Origin of the sequence: Brevibacillus fortis, assembly GCF_003013395.1 — a bacterium.
Lineage (GTDB): Bacteria > Bacillota > Bacilli > Brevibacillales > Brevibacillaceae > Brevibacillus > Brevibacillus fortis.
Genome location: NZ_PXZM01000029.1, coordinates 247,000 through 267,520, shown reverse-complemented (window position 1 = coordinate 267,520; position 20,521 = coordinate 247,000). Strand labels below are relative to the sequence as shown.

Here is a 20,521-nt window from a genome sequence, read left to right as displayed (position 1 = left end):
TAACAGGTACTAGCAATTAATATAATACTTTTTTAGCTCTTTTATTGGCATCTCTTTCAATCATTAATGTTAAGAAATATCGGGGTATGAAGATTACCCAGAAAGAAATGTCAAAGATGCTGCTGAAACTTAATGAAGTTGGCTTTAATGAACGTGAGCTGGAAATTCTTGAGGAGTGCAATGCAAAGTCAGACAGAGAGCACTTTGGGTCGTAAAACAAAAATAAAAAGTGCTACATGAACAAGCTCTCACTATAGGAGTTTACTTAAGACCCAATACAAATGGGTCTCGTTTTATTTTCGCTCTAGATTATTGATAAGCTCAACTACAGTCCAAATCAATTGTGTCTAAAATGTGAAAACATCATAAGTGCAGGAACAAAGCTAAGAAATAATTTAGAGATTTATCAGATATGGTAAGTTATTGTAAGAAAAAGGAAATTCCAAATATTGTAATTAAACAAGCAAGGTCGAGCATCTTTTACTCAGTCATTTCAGTTCCATACTGGAAAGGGGGAAAGAAGTGCGCGAATCGTAATGGGAGAATAAGAAAAACCAATATAGTACTAGGAGTGAATTAAATGTTTAGCAGCAAACATATCAAAGGCATTGTAGCCAGTGTATTAGGAGTATCCTTAGCAATCAGTGGTAGCTCTGTTTTAGCAGGAAGCAAAGATAATAGCAGCGCAGATAAAGTATTAAAAGTTGATGTGGGGAGTGGCAGCGGAGAAATTGCTTATTCTTCTGATGAGGAATTGGAAGATATAGAACTGAGAGGCCCCAAAAGTTTTGCGGTTTCTGGCAGTGGGGAATTTTTCATTTTGGATACGATTGGGCACCAGATTGAAGTTTACGACCAAAGTGGGAATAGTGAGCGAACCATTGACTTACCAGAAGATAAAGAGTTTTTTGATGTTGAAATCGATGAAGACAATAATATCTACGTACTGAGTGACTTGGGGCATGTTCTTCAATTCAAAAACGGCAAGCTGGAGAATGAAATCCAAGTACCTGTAAATCAAAAAAGATTTGAAATTAGTGGTCTGTTTTTTAATAGGGACAACGAGATTGGTGTTCGCTTGCTCGATGATACAGAACTCAGTCTTAACAAGGGGAAAAGAGCTCTAAAAGAAGAGCCTACTTTTGAAGTGAAAAGTATTGATGATAACACTGTTGAATTGGTTACCTCAGACCAAAAAGTTGAAGTTTCATATGATCATGTTCCTGTTGAAACAGCCCTTCTAAAAAGCACAGAAGAAGGGGAGCAGCTAATTGTTGAAAAGGAAGCGGTAATTGGTGAAGGCTTATATGTTGAAACAAGGGTAGGACGCTATCAAGATGGTGAGCAAATTGGAACTGCTCTTGCAATTCCCACAAAAGATACTTACTTTACTTCGATTCCGTTTAAGTTCTTATATGTAAAAAAAGAGGGAAAAGCATATCTAATGATCACAAAGAAAAATTCCGTAGAGATTTATGAACTCCCCTTTACTGAAGAAAAAAAGACTAACATTGACAAGCAACTACTTAAAAAAATCCAACCTGAAGATAAGCATAATGTAGCATTCTTTGACGAAGAAAAGGTTGAGATTAGAAGTTCTAAAGCAAAAGCTCAAGTAAATGATTGGTATACAGCGCTACAACGAGCAGAAGAAATGACATATATATCATGGGATTACAATCCTAAGAAGATGAAAACTTCATCAACTAAAAACACGACACCACCTGATCATCTAGCAAAAGTTACGAAGACGGTTGAAGAACAGGGTATTCCATATAACTGGGGAGGATATGATGGTGTAGATACTTCCAACTCTTCAGGGGATAATTTCAAGGATAGCATATCCAATGGGGATACGGCTGGAAACGTAAATACAAACTTAGACTACCGTTCGTCTGGTACAGCAGGAATTGATTGTAGTGGTTTTATATCATCTGCATATGAATTAGGTGACAAATATGGAACCTCTAATTTGACAAAGAAATTCAAAAAGACTAGTTGGTATGACTTCCAAGCTGGTGACATCGGACTTAGAAAAGGACACGTTTGGATGTTGGAATCAGTAAAAAAGGGAACAGATAATCCTAAAGGATTTTATACCTATGAAGCAACAACTGATGGAACCGGAGACAAAGCAAAGTCGTACTACAGAAGTTGGGATGATGCTCAAAGTTATACACCTCACACTATAAAAGAGTAAGGGAAAATATACATTTATGCTAAGATATTCATATTATTGGGTATCTTAGCTTTTTATTCTAACGAAAGGGGCTGCATATTTTGTATAGGAATCTAACTAAAGGTATATGGATTTTGCTTTCTTGTATTCTGACCACTCTATTAGCTGGATGTCTTCAAACGGGTGAAAAGGTGAAAGAGAACCATCAAGATCCAGATATAGTTTTGAATCAATATTTTGATGCTTTGAGTAAACAGGACTATGACACAATGGTAAAATTGTACGGTGGTGATTATGAGTCCCTGATTGGAAACAATCCATCAGTAGCCAAAGATGATTATAAAAAGCTGCTGGAAAATTACTGTACAATCAATGGGGGGAACATAGTAAAAATTGATACAATAATTGAAAAAACTAAGATTAGTGATGAAGAATATGTCTATGTTCTTTCTTTTAAATATTTGGATGACACATCATTTGAGAACGGAAAACAAATTGAATACACCGTGAAAAAAATAGATGACTATTTTAAGGTAATGGGCTTGCCACCTTATATCCCATAAGGGTGAATTAGGAATTGAAACTCTATGAAAGCAACGTCCTTTAGGGTGCTTACAAGGTGAGAAAATAGAGTTTGAATGAAAGTGACATTTAATTGAGTCTTACAAACTTCAAATGGTAAAATACAGGAAAATGCACTTATATCAGGAGTGGCCTATGAAACATGCTCTGAATGTAACAGGTTTATTGGTCACTTCTTTGGATGTGGTCGGATGTTCTGAGCAGCAACAGGCAAGTAGACAAGAAGTTGATCAGTACAGAAGTGTTTGCTTATGCCAAGAGTGTTGATGTAAATGACTCTAGAGAGCTGACTAAACATATTGATGTTGTGGTACATATGCATGAAGAACTGACTGCTGGGCTTGCTACACAGCATGTATTAACACAAACTTACGACTTTCTTCAACAAGAAGACATTAAGGGAGCTAAAACCGTTACAATAAGTGTAAAGCAAGGGGATAATCGTGTTTCCCAGTTTACAGTTGATGTAACCAAGTTTAAAGCAGGTGAGCATTTGATTAAATCTATTCTAGACGCTTCAACAATTGATAAGATGAGTGATGAAGTAAAGGAACATGGTAAGGTTTTGGAGTTATGGTGATTGATCCATTTATATAATATACGCATTTAATTAGAAGACTTTGCTAGTTAAGCGAAGTCTTTTTTGCTTGCATCTTTCTTTGACTGGAGTTCTGAACGGATCAAGAAAGAGAGTCTAGTGAATGTGACCTAGGAGGACTCGAAAATGTATGAAGAGTTAGATGAATATTTATCAGGGGAATTTACAACAGATTATTGGTACGATGAAGGATTCTCCATTGCTAGAGAGATGCTAGAGGAGTTTAATAATAACGATTGGGAAAAATTATTGAATGCTATTCTTTTAAAATCTACAGAGTGGCAAGTCAGATACGCTTACTGTGTTGACAATGATATTAATGATGATGCCGTAGTGAAAAGTTTGCTTTTACTCTCTACTGTAGATGATGAGGAATTATTTACAACGTGTGTTGATTCATTAAGAGTGATTCTTAATTCAACTAATATTGGATTAGTGTCAAATGATGAGGCAATCATGCAAAGAATCAAAGAAATTCTTCCAAAGTGTGGCATGGCTACACGAAAAATATTTGAGGATTTTATTAAGAAGTTTTCAAAATAACACGTTCAAACTATATGAGTCTGTCAAAAAATTTGTGTAACCTTGTAAAACCGAATCCAGCAACTAGTTATTATCAGGGCTTGACTTGGAGCGACGGCTGTTCAAAAAAGCCCCATCCAGAGCAGAATGAACCCCTTTACCTTACAAGCAATAATATAACCTTTATTCTGCCAGAAGTAGCTTTAGAATGTCTGAAAAAGTATACCTAACGATGCACTAGAAGGGTTGACATATCTGACGTATTTGACGGTTTTTGCAAACAAATCAAAAATCGCTCTATACTAAGTGTACGCACGATGAATAAGCCACTCGGGAAAACAACCGGGTGGCTTTTGCTATGGGGTGCGATATGCCAATAAAACCGAAAAGACCATGCAATCAAGCAGGCTGTACCGAGCTTACGACTGACAGGTATTGTGAATCGCACCAGTATATACAGCAGCAGAACAGGAATAGGTAACACAGAAATTACGATAAGCACCGACGCGATAAGCAAGCCAGCTACTATCACAGCAGAGCATGGGAAGCAGTAAGGAACGAAGCTTTACAGCGTGACTATGGTTTATGTCAAGACTGTATGCAGGAGCAGCGTATCACACAGGCTGATGTGGTTGACCATATCAAGCCGATCGGCAGCTATTGGGATTTACGTCTACGTTTGGAGAATCTGCGGTCACTGTGCCATTCACACCACACCAAGAAGACAGCAGAGGACAGGAGAAGGTACGGGGGGAGGTCAAAAATTTGTAGGCGTCTTTTTATAGACCGCCTCGCCCCCTCGCACGAATTTTTTCGTTTTTTGAGATTTTTTCTGAAAAAAGGTGAGCCCTCGTGGCAGGAAGACATGCAAAACCGGTTGCTCTGCATCTGGCAGAGGGCAACCCGAATCGATTGACCAAAGAGCAAATCCAGCAGCGAAAGGATGCAGAAGTCAAGTTAGGAGCCCAAGACCTAAAGAAATTGAAAAAGCCAAGCTTCGTCAGCAAAGACAAGATCGCAAATCGCTTGTGGAATGAGCTGGTGAAGGAGTACACGGGGGCGGCTGATCAAGGAGTCGAACTACTGACCAGTTCAGACGTTGGAACGCTTGCCTTGTACTGTAAGATGTTCAGTGAGTATGAGCGTCTGCTTGTGCAGTATCAGCGAATCGAGAACATTGATGAACACATCCTTGATGAGTACATTGGCCGTGCCGAAGCGGTAGACGAGGTGAATTACAAAGCCCTCCGTTACCTAGCCCAGCTGGCAAGTATTGAAGGCATACTCAAAATCGAAACAGCAATTAACAAGAAGATGGATATGCTGCTAAAAATACAAGATCGGCTGTTCCTAAATCCATTGGCCAAAGTTAAGAACGTCCCGAAGCCGAAACAGAAAGAGAAAAAATCAGCAATGGCACAATTCTTAAATAGGCGTGGTAGCCATGGCTCATGATGAACAACGAGTGCTAGAACCAATCGAGTTTATGGGGATGCTTAACGGTGCTGATGATTTTTATGGGCAACATCTTATTTTACTAGATCTTGCTATGGGATGTTTACGGCACCGTCAACGAGAGTGCCTACCGTCAGTATCGATACGCCTATCCGGAAATGCCAAAGAAAAACGGCAAAACGACAATGATTGTGATTCAGCCCGAGCGGATTATGCTATTACAGTAACGTGGTGGAAGCAAGTAAAAGGCAACCTGGGAACTACATGTAGGATGTGGGGAGTTGTGAAGTGGATCGATCAAAACGGCACCCAGTCCGGATCACCATAAAACAAACGTTAAAACCCTTGAGGAATCAAGGGTTTTTCTTATGTCCTCGTCCATCCACCCTGACAACATAATCCCTCTACGTTGCTGATTGACAACCTTTATTCAACTAAAGTTGTTTGAACGTTTCTGTTTCATCATTTTCTCGAAGTTGTCTTCTTGTGAATTACTTGCCTAAACACAAAATGCTCAAAATGATAAATTGGCAAAAATGAAAACTCCTCCGAACTTGGAGGAGCCTGCAACTAACTATATTGGCGCTACTTGAAACATTCCTGTAAAACATGGTACTGCTTAAAAACCTCAAGTATTTGAACTTTTTGAGAAGAGCATTTATCAAAATGTGTAGGCAGAAAACGAGGAAAGGTAAAATTAATACCCGATCATTGGATCGGGCAAAGGAAAATGTCTCGACAAGAAAGACAACACAAATAATAGTGATGTAAATGTATTCCTGGAACTTCTTAAACACGGATACACCTCCAGAAATAGTATTTACCAAATCATAGCATGTTGATGGGCTAGTTATCCAGTTGGAGGTTCGCTGTATTTTACACAATAGTTATTGAATTAAATGAATCAGTTGGCTCCAAATGTTGGGATCCATTTCCATTAATTCGCCGATCTTCTTTATTGCTTCGAATACATCTCTTTGGATAATAATTCTCTCTTCAATAATAGTTGAACAAAGATGTTCCAAGGCAACGCCCCATTCATTGTGATCCAATAGCTCGAAAATGATGTCCATATCCTTTTTTGGCATTCCACTAGTTTCTTTTACAATCCGAATTATATTTTGACTTTGATTGGGATACATCATTTTCACCACCTTACTGTGATTATAGCAGGAATAGGGAACAGCTTAACACAACGGTAATTAAGAAAAGTAATTTTTCAAGGTAATCGAGTAGATAAGCACTCCAAAGATCAAGGCAACAATTCCTTGAATTCGGTTCCGATGTTTTAAATGGAAAAAACCTATAGATAAAAATGAGAACAATAGCCCGAGAATTGACCATAAAATTTTGTTTTCATTGCGTAGTTTTGCTTCTCTAAACAACCAGATGCTCATCAAGATACTGATAATCGGTAGAAACATATAGTATACCCCTTAGATTTCAAAATGTTTTACAAAATTATACAACATGGGATTATCCAAGGGAATATGAACAATTTATCACAACACACGATTTGTTAATTGGGAGGGAGAGCGTTTGATCAGGGATTACTCGATTGTTGGAGCTGATGGAATTTTGGACGGGTTGTTTCAAACAAATAGTGTCACGGAGTACCTAGCAGCTACATTGCAGCTAAAGCTGAACGGTTATAAAGGGACCGTACAAGAAGTGACGGCAGAAGAATACACTCAGTTGCTGGATTCAACAAAAGCCAATTTTCATTAAACACAACAATCGATTTGTAAAGGAGGAAGGCGGGACGATGAGGGAAGTAAAGGATTATGAGTCGGATTGGGAAGAGTTTTGGAAGGAGATCTGCATTAACCCAGATGGCTCCATTAACCTCGATCAGATCAAGAGAGAGTTGTCGGATTACCGAATGGTGATGAAAACAGCATCTGAAGTGTATTGCCACATCACGGGGAATGCGATTAGCAAGGTTAATACACGAGTGAGTGCGATCATAAGTGAAGCCGATGCTCATTACGAAAGCATCCATGAAAAAGCGTTTTTAGAGAATCATGTCAGTTTGTACCGACTTAGCGAGGAAATGTTTGGTTTTGAAATATCGGAGCGTTCACATGATTTAATCGCAGAAACTATCCCTTACACACTGATTCACGAAGGCGTTCCTCTTAAAAAGATCGTACAGATCGCCAAAGACTTCTATGACGCTCACGAGTGGGCGCAAGATGACATTCCTCAATGCTTCACTACTGGTCTTCATAACGAAGGATTGATTTAACTTAATATTACGTTTGTACCTAAAACGTAAGTTTGCTTCAAGATGTATCTCCATATTTCAAATAGAACCTGACCGATGAGCAGAGCGGTAAGAAACTCTTGGAATATGAGGAAACACCGCGCGCTGTCAGCTACTTTTCATTTCTACATTCAACACATTAAACGGTTTCCGACTAATTGGGAAATTGAATACGGATTTGAAACGAACACGAGAGATGAAGCACAGCAAATATCTCCTATGGAATATGAAGGCGAAGTCATCGGAAATATTCATGAGAACCCAGAGTTTTTGGAAGCTAGTTAACTTTGATAAAGAAAAAAGACCATGGAAATACCATGATCTTCAATCAAATCATTTTCTTAACGGCTCTCGTGCTTTTAATTAAGGAGTTAAAGTGACTGTTTCAGGCCCATTATCACCAATCCACTTATCATTGTAGAATTTCCAAGTTGAAGTGTCTTTTTGTATTACAAAGGAGTATGGTAACCATCCTGGCTTATTACCTTTGCCATCAGATTTAATCTCAATTTTTTGAATGCTCCCAAGAGCGGCGGATGCGGTTACGTAATATACACCTGTAGCACCTTGCTCAAAATCATCACCAGCACTGTCTAAGGTTGTCAATGGGGAATCCTTCTTGGAGCCATGTAATTTAATTTGAATTTTCGAATTTGTTCCTGCGTCATCTGCACTGTTTGTTTTGATAGTAACTTTATAGGTGTACGATGCAAGGGGTTCAATTTGATTTGAATTTTGGAGGCTCTCAGTAGCATAAGCGCTTGTCCCACTTAACATTAATGCAAAAGCTAGCACAGTAGAGATCCCTAAACGTTTCATTTAAACACTCCTTTAAATCGGTATTTTGGAAACAATATAAGTATACAAAAAAAACTTACTTTAATGTGAATATATGGATATTTAGATCGGGTGTGTAATTGATAAAAATAGATATGAAAGGTGCCAGCAAGTTAAGGGAGATAAAAAGGAGGTTCAATCCATATTTCGTATAGAAATGCAGGAAGGCGTTGTTAGCTGGAGCATGTATGAGATAGAGACTGAATTAGTATTCCGTGCAGTAGAAACGAAAGGAGTAGGCGATGTAAGCAGAGCGTGAGTTGGATGCCAAAGTAGCGGAGGCGTTGGGTACAAGGTGCTGCGGGATAAAAAACCGTGGATGATTAAGTCAAATCCAATGCCAAAAAACATACTACCGTCTTATTCCACCACGTGGGAAGGTATGGACGCGCTGGTGGAGGAGGCGCGGAAGCCTCAACATGGCATTTGGATCGATATTGAAACAACGGATGAGCATTATAGCGCGACGCTAATTTCTTCATTTCAGAATCTCTCCCTAGCCATTGATTTGGATAACAGAAACCGTTATCTAACAATAATTACAAAAAATCCGATAAAATAGTTATTGTATTTTTGAAAGTTTCATTTTTTAACATAATATTTCAGGAGTGAAGTAGATGGACCAAATAATTTTTTGCCCGAAGTGCAGTATGAGCTATCAACCAAACAATTTATTTTTCTGCTATCACAAACATTCAATAAAAAATAGGGTATGTGCTTTCATTGCTGCCGCTGGCATCTAGGGCATGCGGGGTACGGAGGGTAAAAAGGAGGAGAACATTGAAGGTTGCCGGCATTTTAGACGACGGACAACACAAAGTATTTGATACTGGGGCGAAACGGATCGAGCCACAGGAAAAGGGGATGCCAATCAGTGAATTTATGGACAGCGCTCTACGGCGCATTTTTCAATACATGGCTGGCGATAAGCAAGAGGATCATTCGGCTGCAGCAGCTTGGAACTTGAATTGCGCCATACCCCAGTCACGAAATTTCACTCAGACCACTTCCGATTGTAAAAAATAGTAAACAAAAACAGGATTATGGCATTTTCAGTAGAATAGAACAATCAATCAGTAATTGGGGTGATAAAGTCAAATGCTGTTGGTTCTATTTTCGACATTAGAATACCTCGCAATATTTGCGCTTATGTTTACGATATTTAGGTTTGAGTTTTGGAGGCATATCAACCGTATTCTCTTTGTGAGTCTGCTATTAATGCTTACCTCGTTTGGGCTACGACAATTTACTCCATATGGAGACTATGCAACCATCGCCCAAGCATTCATAATCTGTTGGGCATTAATCACAGTATGGGGCGTTAATTGGGGACATGCAGCCTTAATGACCATTTTAACCGCGGGAATATACTTGGGCATTCAGATGGTGGAAGTGTTTATCCTGACAGCCACAGGAACCTTAGAGTCAATGGAATCGTTACAGGATCGAAGTATCAGGATGGGGTACATATTCCAGACAAGCACGGCATTACTTACCTTTGCATTATGTTATGGACTTAGAAAAGGTAATCTTCATTTTTCATTTGTCAGAGATGGAGCGCATTTCTCTTTATACCATAGAATCAACATGGTTATTTTGTCGCTAATCATTGTAACAGGCGTATTGATAACGGTCTTGTTTAATTTAGCGAAAACACATGGAATTGCTTCTTTAGTGTGGATTTTCCTTGGGATGGCTCTTGCAATTACTATACTAGCGTGGCTGGCTATAAAAAGGGATGGGGAATATGATTGAAACGCTTGCTGAAAGAATAGCCATTCAACTAAAGCAGATCAATCCACATGAAACGAAGTCAGTCCCTACAATGAAATTTGGGTTAATCCTTATCATTAACATGCTTCTCATCATTACTACTAGCCTTACCATTTCACTAATGATAGGAACCTTTTATGAAACATTGATCACCTTAGCTGGTTTTTTAGTGCTACGCCAATTTTCGGGAGGATTTCACTATTCATCGTCTGTCTACTGCACTATGACAAGTATAGGGGGAGCTGTAATAATCCCTCTAGTTAACCTACCTAATGATTTTGTCACCCCAATTATTATCATCACACTCGTCCTAGTTGCACTGTTTGCACCGCAAGGAATGGAAATGCAATCACGGATCTTCAAACAAAAGCACACTTTTTTCCTCAAGATCATTTCAATTATGATCGTTAGTTCTTTATTTCTCATAGACAGCGAGACACTGGTTAAGACCTTCTTTGTGCAATCACTGACACTGATTCCATTGAAAGGAGGTGGAAAATGATGAAAAACAAAACGATGATGTTCGTTGCAAAACATGTTTCTGCAATTGCTTCATTTGTTGCTGTACTGGCGGTATCTACAGCCTCCTTCGGTTTTGTGGGGAAACCTGAAATCCCAGAGGAATTAAAGAAATAAGGAGCAATGTTCTGATTTGGATTCCTTCTATTATCGAACCAGGAAAACAGGTTGCTCCATTGCGCTATTGTAAATGCTAACTTTATAAAATCCGTGTACTTATTGACTGCTTTTTTAGATTATTTGTTTATAACTTTCCCCCCCTTAGTAGACAAGGGGGTTCTTATTTTGTTTCGCCGGGATTATATTTGAATACAACCGGACAGAAATTTACCGAAGGCTGCCTCTTAGTCAGAAAATCGACTTTTGAGACAGCCCCTTATCAATTAATGAAACTTGGAAATAGCGAATTTAGCTGTAAAATTCATTTTTTTCATATAGGAAGAATTCGCACCTGCCTGAAATTGTACAGAAATATTGCCGTCTTTTTGCGCTTTGAAGATGCGTCCGTAAGGTGAGTTAGCTTGGTATGTACCAATTACTTGATTATCCGCATCAAAGACTGTATAAGAAATCGGGAATCCTGAATTGTTTACAAAGATCGTAAGTTCTTCTCCCTTTTTTAGCGGAAAAGATTCTTTTTGAGTCACTTCGTATGAACTAAGAGAATAGTATTTCGTAACCTCTTGAATGTCTAAATCCACAGTTGCTGCGCTAGCTTTTGAGACTTCCAATCCTGGCAAATTTGCACCTGAAAGTAATGCAACTGCAAATGCCCCTGCTAACATGGCTTTTTTCATAACTGTAACTCCTCCTTTTATATCATCCGTGAGCGAAAGTGGAAAAATGGAAAATATATCCACCAAAGTCATTATAGCCTAAATGATAATAGTTATCAATACAAATGGGATTTTTTGTTATATTTTTACTCTTACAGCGGAAAGGTAGCAGAGCTACGTTATACGATTTGGCTAGACATGATAAGCATTTTACTCGATAGACTGAAGACGCCAGGCAATAAAAAAAGAGAGTGATTCAATGGAATCAACACCCTCCAAAAAAAGGCACACACATCTCCGTGTCCGGACAAAAGCCCTCATTCTCTGCACATAACCTCTCAGTAAACTCCGGATTTTCCCGCCCCAGGAACTTAAAATAACAAACAATCTCATGATTTCTTACAGCCAAACTATTCAACTGAAAATCCAACAAATACTTCCGATCCACATGCCGATAGTACAATCCTTTTTTTGTAAACGGAGGCAGATACACTTTGGACGGCAGAGTCGGAATAATATCATGAACATTCACGATCCGAACACTGTTTTTTACGGTCTCATTAAACCGCGAAACAAAGATAGGATCTCCGACACGAGGACTCCCATACGTATACACAAAAGGATGGGGAAACTTCGTATTCACCGCAATATCCAATCCAGCAAGTACAGCCAAACTGCCCCCTAAACTGTGTCCCGCGACAAATAGTTTTTTCGATCTTGATAGCTTGCTCAACTCCCGAATCAATTCATCTCTCGCTGATTGATAAATACAAGTAAACCCGCGATGGGTGTTTCCAGCCTTTTTAACAAAAGGATAGGGGACTTGATACAAATCTTGATCAGACTCATTGTCGTTAAATGTGCGGGTTCCCCGAAACGTGACAACGATACTGTCTTGTGACTCGGCTACAAAACCAAATACCTCCGGCTCCGGTGTTTCAATACCAGCTAATGCTCGAATAGTCGAGCGCTGATGATACCCTTTTGGCAAGACAAGTGAATCTGTTTCAAAGAGCTGATATGCCTGATGGATCATGGCTGCAAGCAATATCGCATCTTCGCTGTTAATCCGATCGATCATTCAGGTGACTTCCTTTCTGAGTTTTAAGGCCGTAAAGGTTTGCATTTGCCTTGAAACGGAATACACGTATCGGTATCGGGACAAAACCCGGGATTTTCCATACAGAGGGATTGGGCATATTGAGGGTTAAGCTGACTAATGTTTTGAAAATAGCAGGCGATGCTATCGTTACGGGGAGTATTATTTAGTTGAAACGAGAGCGGAAACTTGTTTTTTACATGTTGATAATAGATACCCTCCTTGGTAAAAGGAGGCGGATACTTTTGATCAGGAAAGGTAGGAAAAGAGTCGTGGACATTTACAATGCGTAGACTATTGGTAACGACTTGATTGAAGCGTGAGGCGAATGCAGGGTTCCCAATACGCGGACTGCCATAGGTATAAACGATTGGTTGCCTAAGCTTCGTGTTTACCGCAATATCTAAAGCAGACAGTACAGCCAGAGCGCCGCCGTAGTTGTGGCCAGTTATAAACAGCTTTTTAGATGCTGAAAACTGATTTATTTTTCTGATGAACCGATCCCGCGTTGATTGATACAGGCACGTAAATCCACGTGAGGTTTTCCCTGCATCTGCAACAAAAGGATAGGGGACTTGGAGGATGTCATAGGCTGCTAAAAGGTCCGCCGGATATGCCGCGTACCCTCTGAAGGCAATGATGATTTCATCTTTTGAATCTGCCACAAATCCATATATATGTTCGGTTGGATTCTCTACGTCAGCAGAAGTACGAATGGTGTATCGAAGCTGAAAACCTTTAGGTAAGGTAAGCTTCCCTTCAAAATAGAATGGATAAGTCTGATAGCTCATGGCTGCAAGGAAAATGGCCGCTTTACTAGTAAACATGTTGTTTTCGTCCCAGAAAACCATGTATACAAATTCCTTTCCGAACAAGAATAGGTAACGAACGCTTTTAAAAGGTCGTACAGCGAACTCTTGTCTGTCTCTCGCAAATGAAAGCATGGCAATCCTATTCGAATGACACTTACCATGAGCCTATGTTTTTATCAGGGAATGTGTGCTTGTATGAAGAAAATATATGACTGCTTATCGGGCTTGTGCCTTCTAAAATAAAACACACTTTCTTTCAGTACAAAAACGCTGAGAGAAAGTGTGTTTTTATGTTTCGTAAGTTTGCTAGATTGACGCTCCCATTTACGAAGGCTTTGAGAGGATTTCAATTCCTACATCAATTGTTTTCTCTACTCCCATAAAGGTTAGAAAAATTTTTGCCCTGTTTTTGTGCTTATCCACTTTTTTGATAATACCTTCCAGTCCTTTTAGCGGACCAGATTCCACGATAACCGTGGAATTTTCCAGATAAACTTTTGAGTAATCGACAACCTCACCGTTCTTCATCAATTGGAGTATCGGAGTGATTTCTTTTTCGTCAATGCTCGAGTAATACGTGCCTTCATCCTGCGAGTAGTAACTACCGCTATTTACTAAACGCAAACTTCTAGGAATTTTTTTGATTTTATGGAACATATCGTTGTTCATTTCAGTCTTAATAAGTACATATCCTGGAAATATATTCTTGATGACATTATACACGATGCCTGACTTCTTCTCAGGAACCAATCTCTTCGGTACAACGGACAATAATGACTGCTCATTAAAATAGAGTCTGAGGTACTTTTGAACAACTTCTTCTTTTCCAGATTCTACAAAAATAGCATACCATTTCAAGGTGGTTGATCCTTTCATTATGAAGTAGATTCGTAGGTAGCTTGAGCGTTTTATGCTTCTACGATTTTTGTAGTTGTTCCCAAAAAATAGGAATGATTTCGTATATATCTTTTCGGAAATTGTGGTAGTATACTAAATGTATCCATTTATTACAGAAATTTCAAGAGGTACTAGGTTAAGAGTATGCTTGTATAAATCGAAAGTAAAATCTCTGTGGTAATTTAAACGATGTTTCGGCACGTTAAAGGAACGTAGGGAGGTCATACGAAGAACCGGTAGTGTGTATATTTTATTGCACACGAACTGGGGAAGCTCTGCCCTTTGGCATAGTAGTAGAACGAGAGAAGGCGGAGATTCGATGCCCAAGGAGTGAATGATGATTTTACGAGGAGAACGAAAAAGTGATAACAAGCTGTTTCCACAAGTTTCTACGAAAGAATTAGTGATAAAAGGAACGGATAGAGAGTTTCGTGCCAGCTTGTGCATTGGCTACTTTTCTATTCCCGCAGATTTTTTAAAAGCGGTAAAATTTCTGCACGCGAAAGAATTCGAGTACTATTTTACCTTGGAGTTTGAGCGGAGAGTAAAAAGCTACCTGACAGGGAGATATGTCGCCAAAGAAGCCGTTTCGTTTTTGTCAGGAGAAAAAAGTTTAGAACGAATATGTATTGAACAGGGCATTCTTCATCATCCTGTCGTGACCCTTCCGAATACACCCAATATCCAAGTGAGCATTACCCACTGTGATGATCTTGCAGCGGCCATTGCTTTTTCGGAAGAACTTCCGATGGGGATTGATATTGAGAGAATAAGCGTTGATCAAAATAAAGTTCTGGAGACGCAAATGACTGCGAAAGAGAGCAGCTTGTTTTCTTGCCTGCCTTATTCCTATGAAACGACGCTCACTCTTTGCTGGACAGTCAAGGAAGCGTTATCCAAAATTTTGAAAACAGGCTTGACCACTTCATTTCACATCTATGAAATAAGCCAAATGGAGATAAGGGATGGGGTTGTTTATAGTCTCTTTGAAAACTTTCCTCAATACCGTACAGCCTCCTCTATCCTTGGTAGTTATGTGTGTTCAATCACCTACCCGAAAAAGACAGAGTTGAGTGTAGCTGTAGTGAAGGATGTACTCCAGGAAATAGAACAATCCATGACAAATCGCTTATAAATTCCCCACTAGCTGTCAATTGACCAGGCTGTGGGGAGTTTTGTTTATAAAAACCTTTCATAAAAGCAAGGGGTGCATCATACATGGAAAAGCCTGTTGTGTTTATGTTTTCTGGACAGGGGTCTCAGTACTATCAGATGGGGAGAGATCTTTTTGAGCAGAATCCGGTATTCCGCAAATGGTTGCTCAGATTAGATGAAAAGGTACATTCCCTGATCGGGGAGTCTGTTCTTGCTCAGTTATATGATGACACGAAGCGTCGGGACGACATATTTGATCGCACCCTTTATACGCATCCCGCCATTTTTATGGTGGAATATGCTCTGGCCCAGGTTCTCATGGAAAGCGGAATAAAGCCCGACTATTGTCTAGGGAGTAGTTTGGGGGAATTTGCGGCAGCGGCTGTGTCTGGGACCATGCCTGTGGAAGAATTGCTGCAACTCGTGGTTGAACAAGCCACCCTGTACGAAACGTATTGTCAGAAAGGGAGTATGCTTGCGATTCTCCACAATCCCGATTTGTATCATCAAGACCCGTTATTGCATCAAAATAGTGAGTTGGTAGCGGTGAATTTTGATTCGCATTTTGTCATTGCCGGGAGCAGTCATCAGCTACAACGCATGGAGGATTATGTAAAAGGCAAGGGGATAATTTGTCAACGATTACCCGTATCGTATGCCTTTCACTCCGCTTTCATCGATCCGGCTGAACCACATTATCGGGATGTATTGAAACACAAATCGTTTGGAATTCCCCAGATTCCCTTTGTATCGTGTGTAAATGGTGAAATCATGAAGGAACTGCCAGCAGACTACTTTTGGCAAGTAGTAAGAAAACCGATGCAGCTTCCAAAAGCTGTCCAAGAGCTGGAGAAACACCAGAGCTACATCTATTTGGATTTGGGACCGGCAGGAAATTTGAGTAATTTTACAAAGCGAAATCTGCGGCGTGATTCACAGTCAGAATGCTACTCGATCATCACTCCTTTTAAAAAGGACGGAGAAAATATCGAGCGCATTAAGCAGCTATTCTCAAATAAACGATTGAATACGAATAGAGAGGAAGGCAGAAAAATGACCACATACGTTTTCCCAGGGCAGGGCTCCCAAATAAAAGGAATGGGGGGCTCTCTTTTTGATGAGTTTCCAGAAATAACGGCCAAAGCTGATCGGATATTAGGTTATTCCATCAAAGAATTATGCCTGAATGATCCGGACAAGCAGTTAAGTAAAACCCAGTTTACCCAGCCTGCCTTGTATGTGGTAAATGCGCTTAGCTATCTTAAAAAAGTAAAGGAAACCGGGAAAAAACCTGACTATGTGGCGGGGCACAGCTTAGGTGAGTACAACGCACTTTTTGCATCAGGGGCGTTTGATTTTGAGACAGGGCTACATTTGGTGAAAAAAAGAGGCGAGTTGATGAGTCAGGCCGTCGGCGGGGGGATGGCGGCAGTGATCGGGTTTACTTTGGAGCAAGTGGAACGTGTATTACATGAAAACGATTTGACCAGCATCGATATTGCCAATCACAATTCTCCCTCCCAATTTGTGATTGCAGGTCGGAAAGAAGATATTGAGCGTGCCAACCCCATTTTTCAGGAAGCGGGCGTAAAAGTATACATACCATTAAAGGTGAGCGGAGCATTCCATTCCCGTTACATGAGTGATGCGAAGCAACGTTTTGAAGACTATTTGGATCAGTTTGCGTTTTCCAGTATGACCATCCCTGTGATTTCAAATGTTCACGCAAGACTTTATAAACAGAGCGATGTGAAACGGAATTTGATTGAACAAATTACACACCCAGTGAAATGGAATGACAGCATTCGATATCTCATGGGCTTGGGGGAAAACGAGATAGAAGAAGTCGGCCCTGGTACTGTGCTGACAAAGTTAGTGACGACGATCCGAAATGAAGCAGAGCCGCTGATTGTAGAAGAGAAAGAAGAGAAAGAAGAGAAAGAAACCATTGTACAAGAGGCGAAGCCGGGCTTTATTGCCGTACAGGCGGAAGAGAAATCGAATAGCATGGAGCAGCCAAAAGATATTACTGCTTTTTCGTTGGGAAATCAGCAATTTAAACAGGACTACAAACTGAAATATCCCTACGTGGCCGGAGCCATGTACAAGGGAATCTCATCGGAAAAGCTGGTCATTAAAATGGGGAAAGCCGGGATGATGGGCTTTTTCGGAAGCGGTGGCTTACAGCTGGATAGAATCGAGCGTGCCATCCAACAGATTCAACGTGAACTACAGCATGGCGAGCCGTATGGGATGAATTTGTTGCATCATCCAAGCGACCCGACTATGGAAGAAAAAACCGTCGATCTGTATCTTGCTTATCAAGTGAGGGTGATAGAAGCATCTGCGTTTATGGCAATTACCCCTGCGTTGATCATCTATCGGGCCAAGGGATTAAAACGGGGGATGAACGGGTATGTGGAAGCGGCAAACAAAATTTTTGCTAAGGTATCACAGCCTGAGGTAGCGGAAGCCTTTTTAAGTCCTGCACCTGAGTACTTGATAGAAAAATTGGTGCAAGAACAGAAACTGACGAGGGAAGAAGCAAGCCTGTTACGAGAAGTTCCGATGGCGGATGAGTTAACGGTGGAGGCCGATTCTGGGGGAAATACCGATCATGGCGTGGCTTCTGCTCTGATGCCAGCGATGATCAGGTTACGAGATAACATGATGCAAAAGTATGGCTACCGTAAGCCGATCAGAATCGGGGCTGCGGGCGGAATTGGAACTCCTGAGGCGGCAGCGGTCGCTTTCATGCTCGGGGCGGACTATATTGTCACAGGGTCGATTAACCAGTGCACAGTGGAGGCGGCGACCAGCGAGTCGGTGAAGGATTCGTTGCAGTTGGCCAATGTTCAAGACACAGAGTACGCTCCAGCCGGTGAAATGTTTGAAATGGGAGCCAAAATTCAGGTGTTGAAAAAAGGGTTGTTCTTTCCAGCGAGAGCGAACAAATTGCACGACCTCTACCGTCAATACAACTCTCTAGATGAAATCGATGAGAAAACCAAGAAACAGCTACAGGAAAAGTATTTTAAACGCAGCTTTGAAGAGGTGTATGAACAGATGAAAACCACTTGTCCGCCTCAGGAATTGAAAAGAGCGGAACGTACGCCTAAATATAAAATGGCATTACTTTTCAAATGGTATTTTAACCGCTGCTTTGACTGGGCTTTGGATGGAGCGGAAAGCTATAAAGTGGACTATCAGATTTACTGCGGTCCTGCGTTAGGTTCTTTTAATCAATGGGTGAAGGGAACAGCTGTTGAAAACTGGAGAGACCGTCATGTTGAGCAAATCGGTGAAATGCTGATAAAGGAGACAGCCAACCTTTTGAATCAACGTATTTACGTCTTAACAGGTTCAAGCAAATAAAAAAGGAATGACTCTCAAATAAGAAAGGAACTGCGAAAATGAATTTGGAACTAGTTGAATACCACCCTGAAGGCGTTTCAAGCGAAGCGCCTCTTCTTTTTGTGCATGGAGCATGTCACGGAGCATGGTGTTGGGAGAAAAACTTCCTACCTTATTTTGCGGATCAAGGCTTTTCTTCCTATGCGCTGAGCCTTCGTGGACACGGTGAAAGTGACGGCTATGAGAATCTTCATTCCTACACACTACAGGATTACACGGATGATGTTCTTGAAGTGATAGGTCGTCTAAAAAGCAAGCCAGTGCTGATCGGACACTCCATGGGCGGAGGAATTGTGCAAAAGATCTTGCACCAGTATCCGGATATAATCTCGGGTACTGTTCTCGTTGCCTCGATTCCTCCTCATGGCGGTATGCGTGACTTATTCCGATTAATGTTCAGGAATTTTAAAGAAGCTATGCAACTGTTTACATATAACGACAAAAGAGATGCCTCATTGCTTGCCAATGTCTTTTTTTCCAAGGAGCTGCCGATTGAAAAAAAGGACGAGTGGGTGAAGCTCTTGCAACCTGAATCACTGAAAGCAAGAACCGAGATGAATGGGAAAATTGTTCCTAAAACCATCAGTGCGAAAGCTCCGATGCTGGTTCTTGGCTCCAAACAAGATCGGATGATTTCTGAGAAAACAACGCGCCGTATTGGCAAGGCATACGGAATCGAGCCTGTCCTGTTCCAACATGCCAGTCATGATATGATGCTTGATCCTGAATGGGAAGCGGTTGCTGGTCAGATTTTGGCATTTTTGAACGAATCTTATCTGAATGGCGGAGGTAGGGAATAACATGGAAGGTTCTTATCAAATCGCAAACATTGCAACGAATGTTGAAGTAGAAATAGAACGTTTGAAATCTCAGGTGGAGTTGTTTTGGGATAAAGAGCTTAAGCATTATATCGAGTTTGGTCTGACAGATGGGATGTCGGTCATAGAGCTAGGCTCGGGGCCAGGATTCGTGATGGAAAAGGTCATGCAGAAGTTTCCAAATGGCAGAGTGACGGGATTGGAGATTGATCCTCTTCTCGTTGATTATTCAAGAAACTATTTGACACAAAAGCAATCGGATCGATTTGAGATTGTCGAGGGATCGATCATGGAAACTGGCTTACCTAGTGATTCCTACGATTTTGCGATAACGCGACTCGTATTGGAACATTTACCTGACCCAGTCGGTGCGGTTCGCGAAGTGGCGAGGGTGTTAAAACCAGGTGGCAGGGCGGTATTTATCGACAACGATTTCGAGATGCACATCATGACCACACCACATGTACCAGAATTGAGAGAGCTGTATGATGCCTACTGCGCGGCACGCTATGCGGAAGGTGGCAACCCGAAAATTGGTCGTGAATTGCCAACGGTCCTCAAGCAAGGCGGACTTGGAAAAATAGATTTCGAAGTCATCTGCGCCCACAGTGAGCTTCTCGGGTATGAAATGTTTCTAAAGTCGGAGGGAGTAGGCATACCTGTGCAGTTGGTGCGTGACGGTTATTTATCCAGCAAGGCGTTGGGTAAGCTATCTGTTGCATGGCGAAACATGCTTCATAGTGAAGGGCATTCTATCCTCAGACAGCTATACATGGCTGTTGGTGAGAAATCAGTGTAGGAGAAAGGGGGGAGTCGAGT

At 40.8% G+C, this 20,521-nt stretch carries 22 protein-coding genes; 16 read left to right on the top strand and 6 right to left on the bottom strand.

Annotated elements, in window-relative coordinates; translation table 11 throughout:
* The first annotated feature begins 580 nt into the window (after positions 1-580).
* The 6 genes from C7R93_RS18490 to C7R93_RS18465 all read left to right on the top strand — a co-directional run bounded on the left by C7R93_RS18490 (position 581) and on the right by C7R93_RS18465 (position 5,336).
* Positions 581-2,200, top strand: coding sequence for an NHL repeat-containing protein (locus C7R93_RS18490; protein WP_106840194.1), 1,620 nt, complete (start codon positions 581-583; stop codon positions 2,198-2,200).
* Between the two features lie 80 nt (positions 2,201-2,280).
* Positions 2,281-2,742, top strand: coding sequence for a hypothetical protein (locus C7R93_RS18485; RefSeq protein ID WP_106840193.1), 462 nt, complete (start codon positions 2,281-2,283; stop codon positions 2,740-2,742).
* Between the two features lie 245 nt (positions 2,743-2,987).
* Positions 2,988-3,341: a hypothetical protein gene (locus C7R93_RS18480; protein ID WP_146142434.1), complete on the top strand. Its 354-nt coding sequence runs from the start codon at positions 2,988-2,990 to the stop codon at positions 3,339-3,341.
* 144 nt (positions 3,342-3,485) lie between these two features.
* A complete protein-coding gene (locus C7R93_RS18475; protein ID WP_106840191.1) occupies positions 3,486-3,902 on the top strand; it encodes a hypothetical protein in 417 nt (138 codons plus the stop codon).
* A gap of 577 nt (positions 3,903-4,479) precedes the next feature.
* A complete protein-coding gene (locus C7R93_RS31050) occupies positions 4,480-4,797 on the top strand; it encodes an HNH endonuclease (RefSeq protein ID WP_327949689.1) in 318 nt (105 codons plus the stop codon).
* Positions 4,734-5,336 carry a terminase gene (locus C7R93_RS18465; RefSeq protein WP_106840190.1) on the top strand — a complete coding sequence of 201 codons (603 nt, stop codon included), beginning with the start codon at positions 4,734-4,736 and terminating at the stop codon, positions 5,334-5,336. Before C7R93_RS31050 ends, C7R93_RS18465 begins: the two co-directional genes overlap by 64 nt.
* A gap of 887 nt (positions 5,337-6,223) precedes the next feature.
* Here C7R93_RS18465 and C7R93_RS18450 read toward each other — a convergent pair.
* Positions 6,224-6,481, bottom strand: coding sequence for a MafI family immunity protein (locus C7R93_RS18450; protein WP_146142433.1), 258 nt, complete (start codon positions 6,479-6,481; stop codon positions 6,224-6,226).
* Between the two features lie 394 nt (positions 6,482-6,875).
* Here C7R93_RS18450 and C7R93_RS18440 point away from each other — a divergent pair, with 394 nt between their 5' ends.
* Together C7R93_RS18440 and C7R93_RS18435 are read left to right on the top strand one after the other, a co-directional pair.
* A complete protein-coding gene (locus tag C7R93_RS18440; RefSeq protein ID WP_106840185.1) occupies positions 6,876-7,064 on the top strand; it encodes a hypothetical protein in 189 nt (62 codons plus the stop codon).
* Positions 7,065-7,101: 37 nt separating this feature from the next.
* Positions 7,102-7,584 (top strand): hypothetical protein, encoded by a 483-nt coding sequence (locus C7R93_RS18435; protein ID WP_106840184.1) that lies wholly within the window; start codon positions 7,102-7,104, stop codon positions 7,582-7,584.
* A gap of 381 nt (positions 7,585-7,965) precedes the next feature.
* Here the strand turns inward: C7R93_RS18435 and C7R93_RS18425 are convergent, their stop codons facing one another.
* Positions 7,966-8,421, bottom strand: coding sequence for a PLAT/LH2 domain-containing protein (locus C7R93_RS18425; protein WP_106840182.1), 456 nt, complete (start codon positions 8,419-8,421; stop codon positions 7,966-7,968).
* A 798-nt stretch (positions 8,422-9,219) separates the two neighbouring features.
* Between C7R93_RS18425 and C7R93_RS18415 the strand changes: the two genes are divergently transcribed.
* The 4 genes from C7R93_RS18415 to C7R93_RS18400 all read left to right on the top strand — a co-directional run bounded on the left by C7R93_RS18415 (position 9,220) and on the right by C7R93_RS18400 (position 10,848).
* Positions 9,220-9,465 (top strand): hypothetical protein, encoded by a 246-nt coding sequence (locus tag C7R93_RS18415; protein WP_106840180.1) that lies wholly within the window; start codon positions 9,220-9,222, stop codon positions 9,463-9,465.
* A 72-nt stretch (positions 9,466-9,537) separates the two neighbouring features.
* On the top strand, positions 9,538-10,194 hold the full coding sequence (locus tag C7R93_RS18410; RefSeq protein ID WP_106840179.1) for a hypothetical protein: 657 nt from the start codon (positions 9,538-9,540) through the stop codon (positions 10,192-10,194).
* A complete protein-coding gene (locus C7R93_RS18405; protein WP_106840178.1) occupies positions 10,187-10,714 on the top strand; it encodes an accessory gene regulator ArgB-like protein in 528 nt (175 codons plus the stop codon). The genes C7R93_RS18410 and C7R93_RS18405 overlap by 8 nt, the downstream gene beginning before the upstream one ends.
* Positions 10,711-10,848 carry a cyclic lactone autoinducer peptide gene (locus C7R93_RS18400; protein WP_244191578.1) on the top strand — a complete coding sequence of 46 codons (138 nt, stop codon included), beginning with the start codon at positions 10,711-10,713 and terminating at the stop codon, positions 10,846-10,848. Before C7R93_RS18405 ends, C7R93_RS18400 begins: the two co-directional genes overlap by 4 nt.
* A gap of 266 nt (positions 10,849-11,114) precedes the next feature.
* On the opposite strand, the gene C7R93_RS18395 is transcribed toward C7R93_RS18400, so the two are convergent.
* The 4 genes from C7R93_RS18395 to loaP form a co-directional block, all read right to left on the bottom strand.
* Positions 11,115-11,528: a hypothetical protein gene (locus C7R93_RS18395; RefSeq protein WP_106840177.1), complete on the bottom strand. Its 414-nt coding sequence runs from the start codon at positions 11,526-11,528 to the stop codon at positions 11,115-11,117.
* Between the two features lie 244 nt (positions 11,529-11,772).
* Positions 11,773-12,588: a lipase family protein gene (locus C7R93_RS18390; RefSeq protein ID WP_106840176.1), complete on the bottom strand. Its 816-nt coding sequence runs from the start codon at positions 12,586-12,588 to the stop codon at positions 11,773-11,775.
* A gap of 23 nt (positions 12,589-12,611) precedes the next feature.
* Positions 12,612-13,457 (bottom strand): lipase family protein, encoded by an 846-nt coding sequence (locus C7R93_RS18385; RefSeq protein ID WP_106840175.1) that lies wholly within the window; start codon positions 13,455-13,457, stop codon positions 12,612-12,614.
* A 285-nt stretch (positions 13,458-13,742) separates the two neighbouring features.
* A complete protein-coding gene (gene loaP / locus C7R93_RS18380; protein ID WP_106840174.1) occupies positions 13,743-14,276 on the bottom strand; it encodes an antiterminator LoaP in 534 nt (177 codons plus the stop codon).
* 373 nt (positions 14,277-14,649) lie between these two features.
* Here loaP and C7R93_RS31045 point away from each other — a divergent pair, with 373 nt between their 5' ends.
* The 4 genes from C7R93_RS31045 to C7R93_RS18360 all read left to right on the top strand — a co-directional run bounded on the left by C7R93_RS31045 (position 14,650) and on the right by C7R93_RS18360 (position 20,501).
* Positions 14,650-15,450, top strand: coding sequence for a 4'-phosphopantetheinyl transferase superfamily protein (locus tag C7R93_RS31045; RefSeq protein ID WP_341866939.1), 801 nt, complete (start codon positions 14,650-14,652; stop codon positions 15,448-15,450).
* Positions 15,451-15,533: 83 nt separating this feature from the next.
* Entirely contained in the window at positions 15,534-18,845 is a 3,312-nt protein-coding gene (gene fabD, locus C7R93_RS18370) for an ACP S-malonyltransferase (RefSeq protein ID WP_106840173.1), read from the top strand.
* A 38-nt stretch (positions 18,846-18,883) separates the two neighbouring features.
* Complete coding sequence (locus C7R93_RS18365; protein WP_106840172.1) at positions 18,884-19,684, top strand: alpha/beta hydrolase; 801 nt, start codon at positions 18,884-18,886, stop codon at positions 19,682-19,684.
* Between the two features lies 1 nt (position 19,685).
* Positions 19,686-20,501 (top strand): methyltransferase domain-containing protein, encoded by an 816-nt coding sequence (locus C7R93_RS18360; RefSeq protein WP_106840171.1) that lies wholly within the window; start codon positions 19,686-19,688, stop codon positions 20,499-20,501.
* Positions 20,502-20,521: the final 20 nt, after the last annotated feature.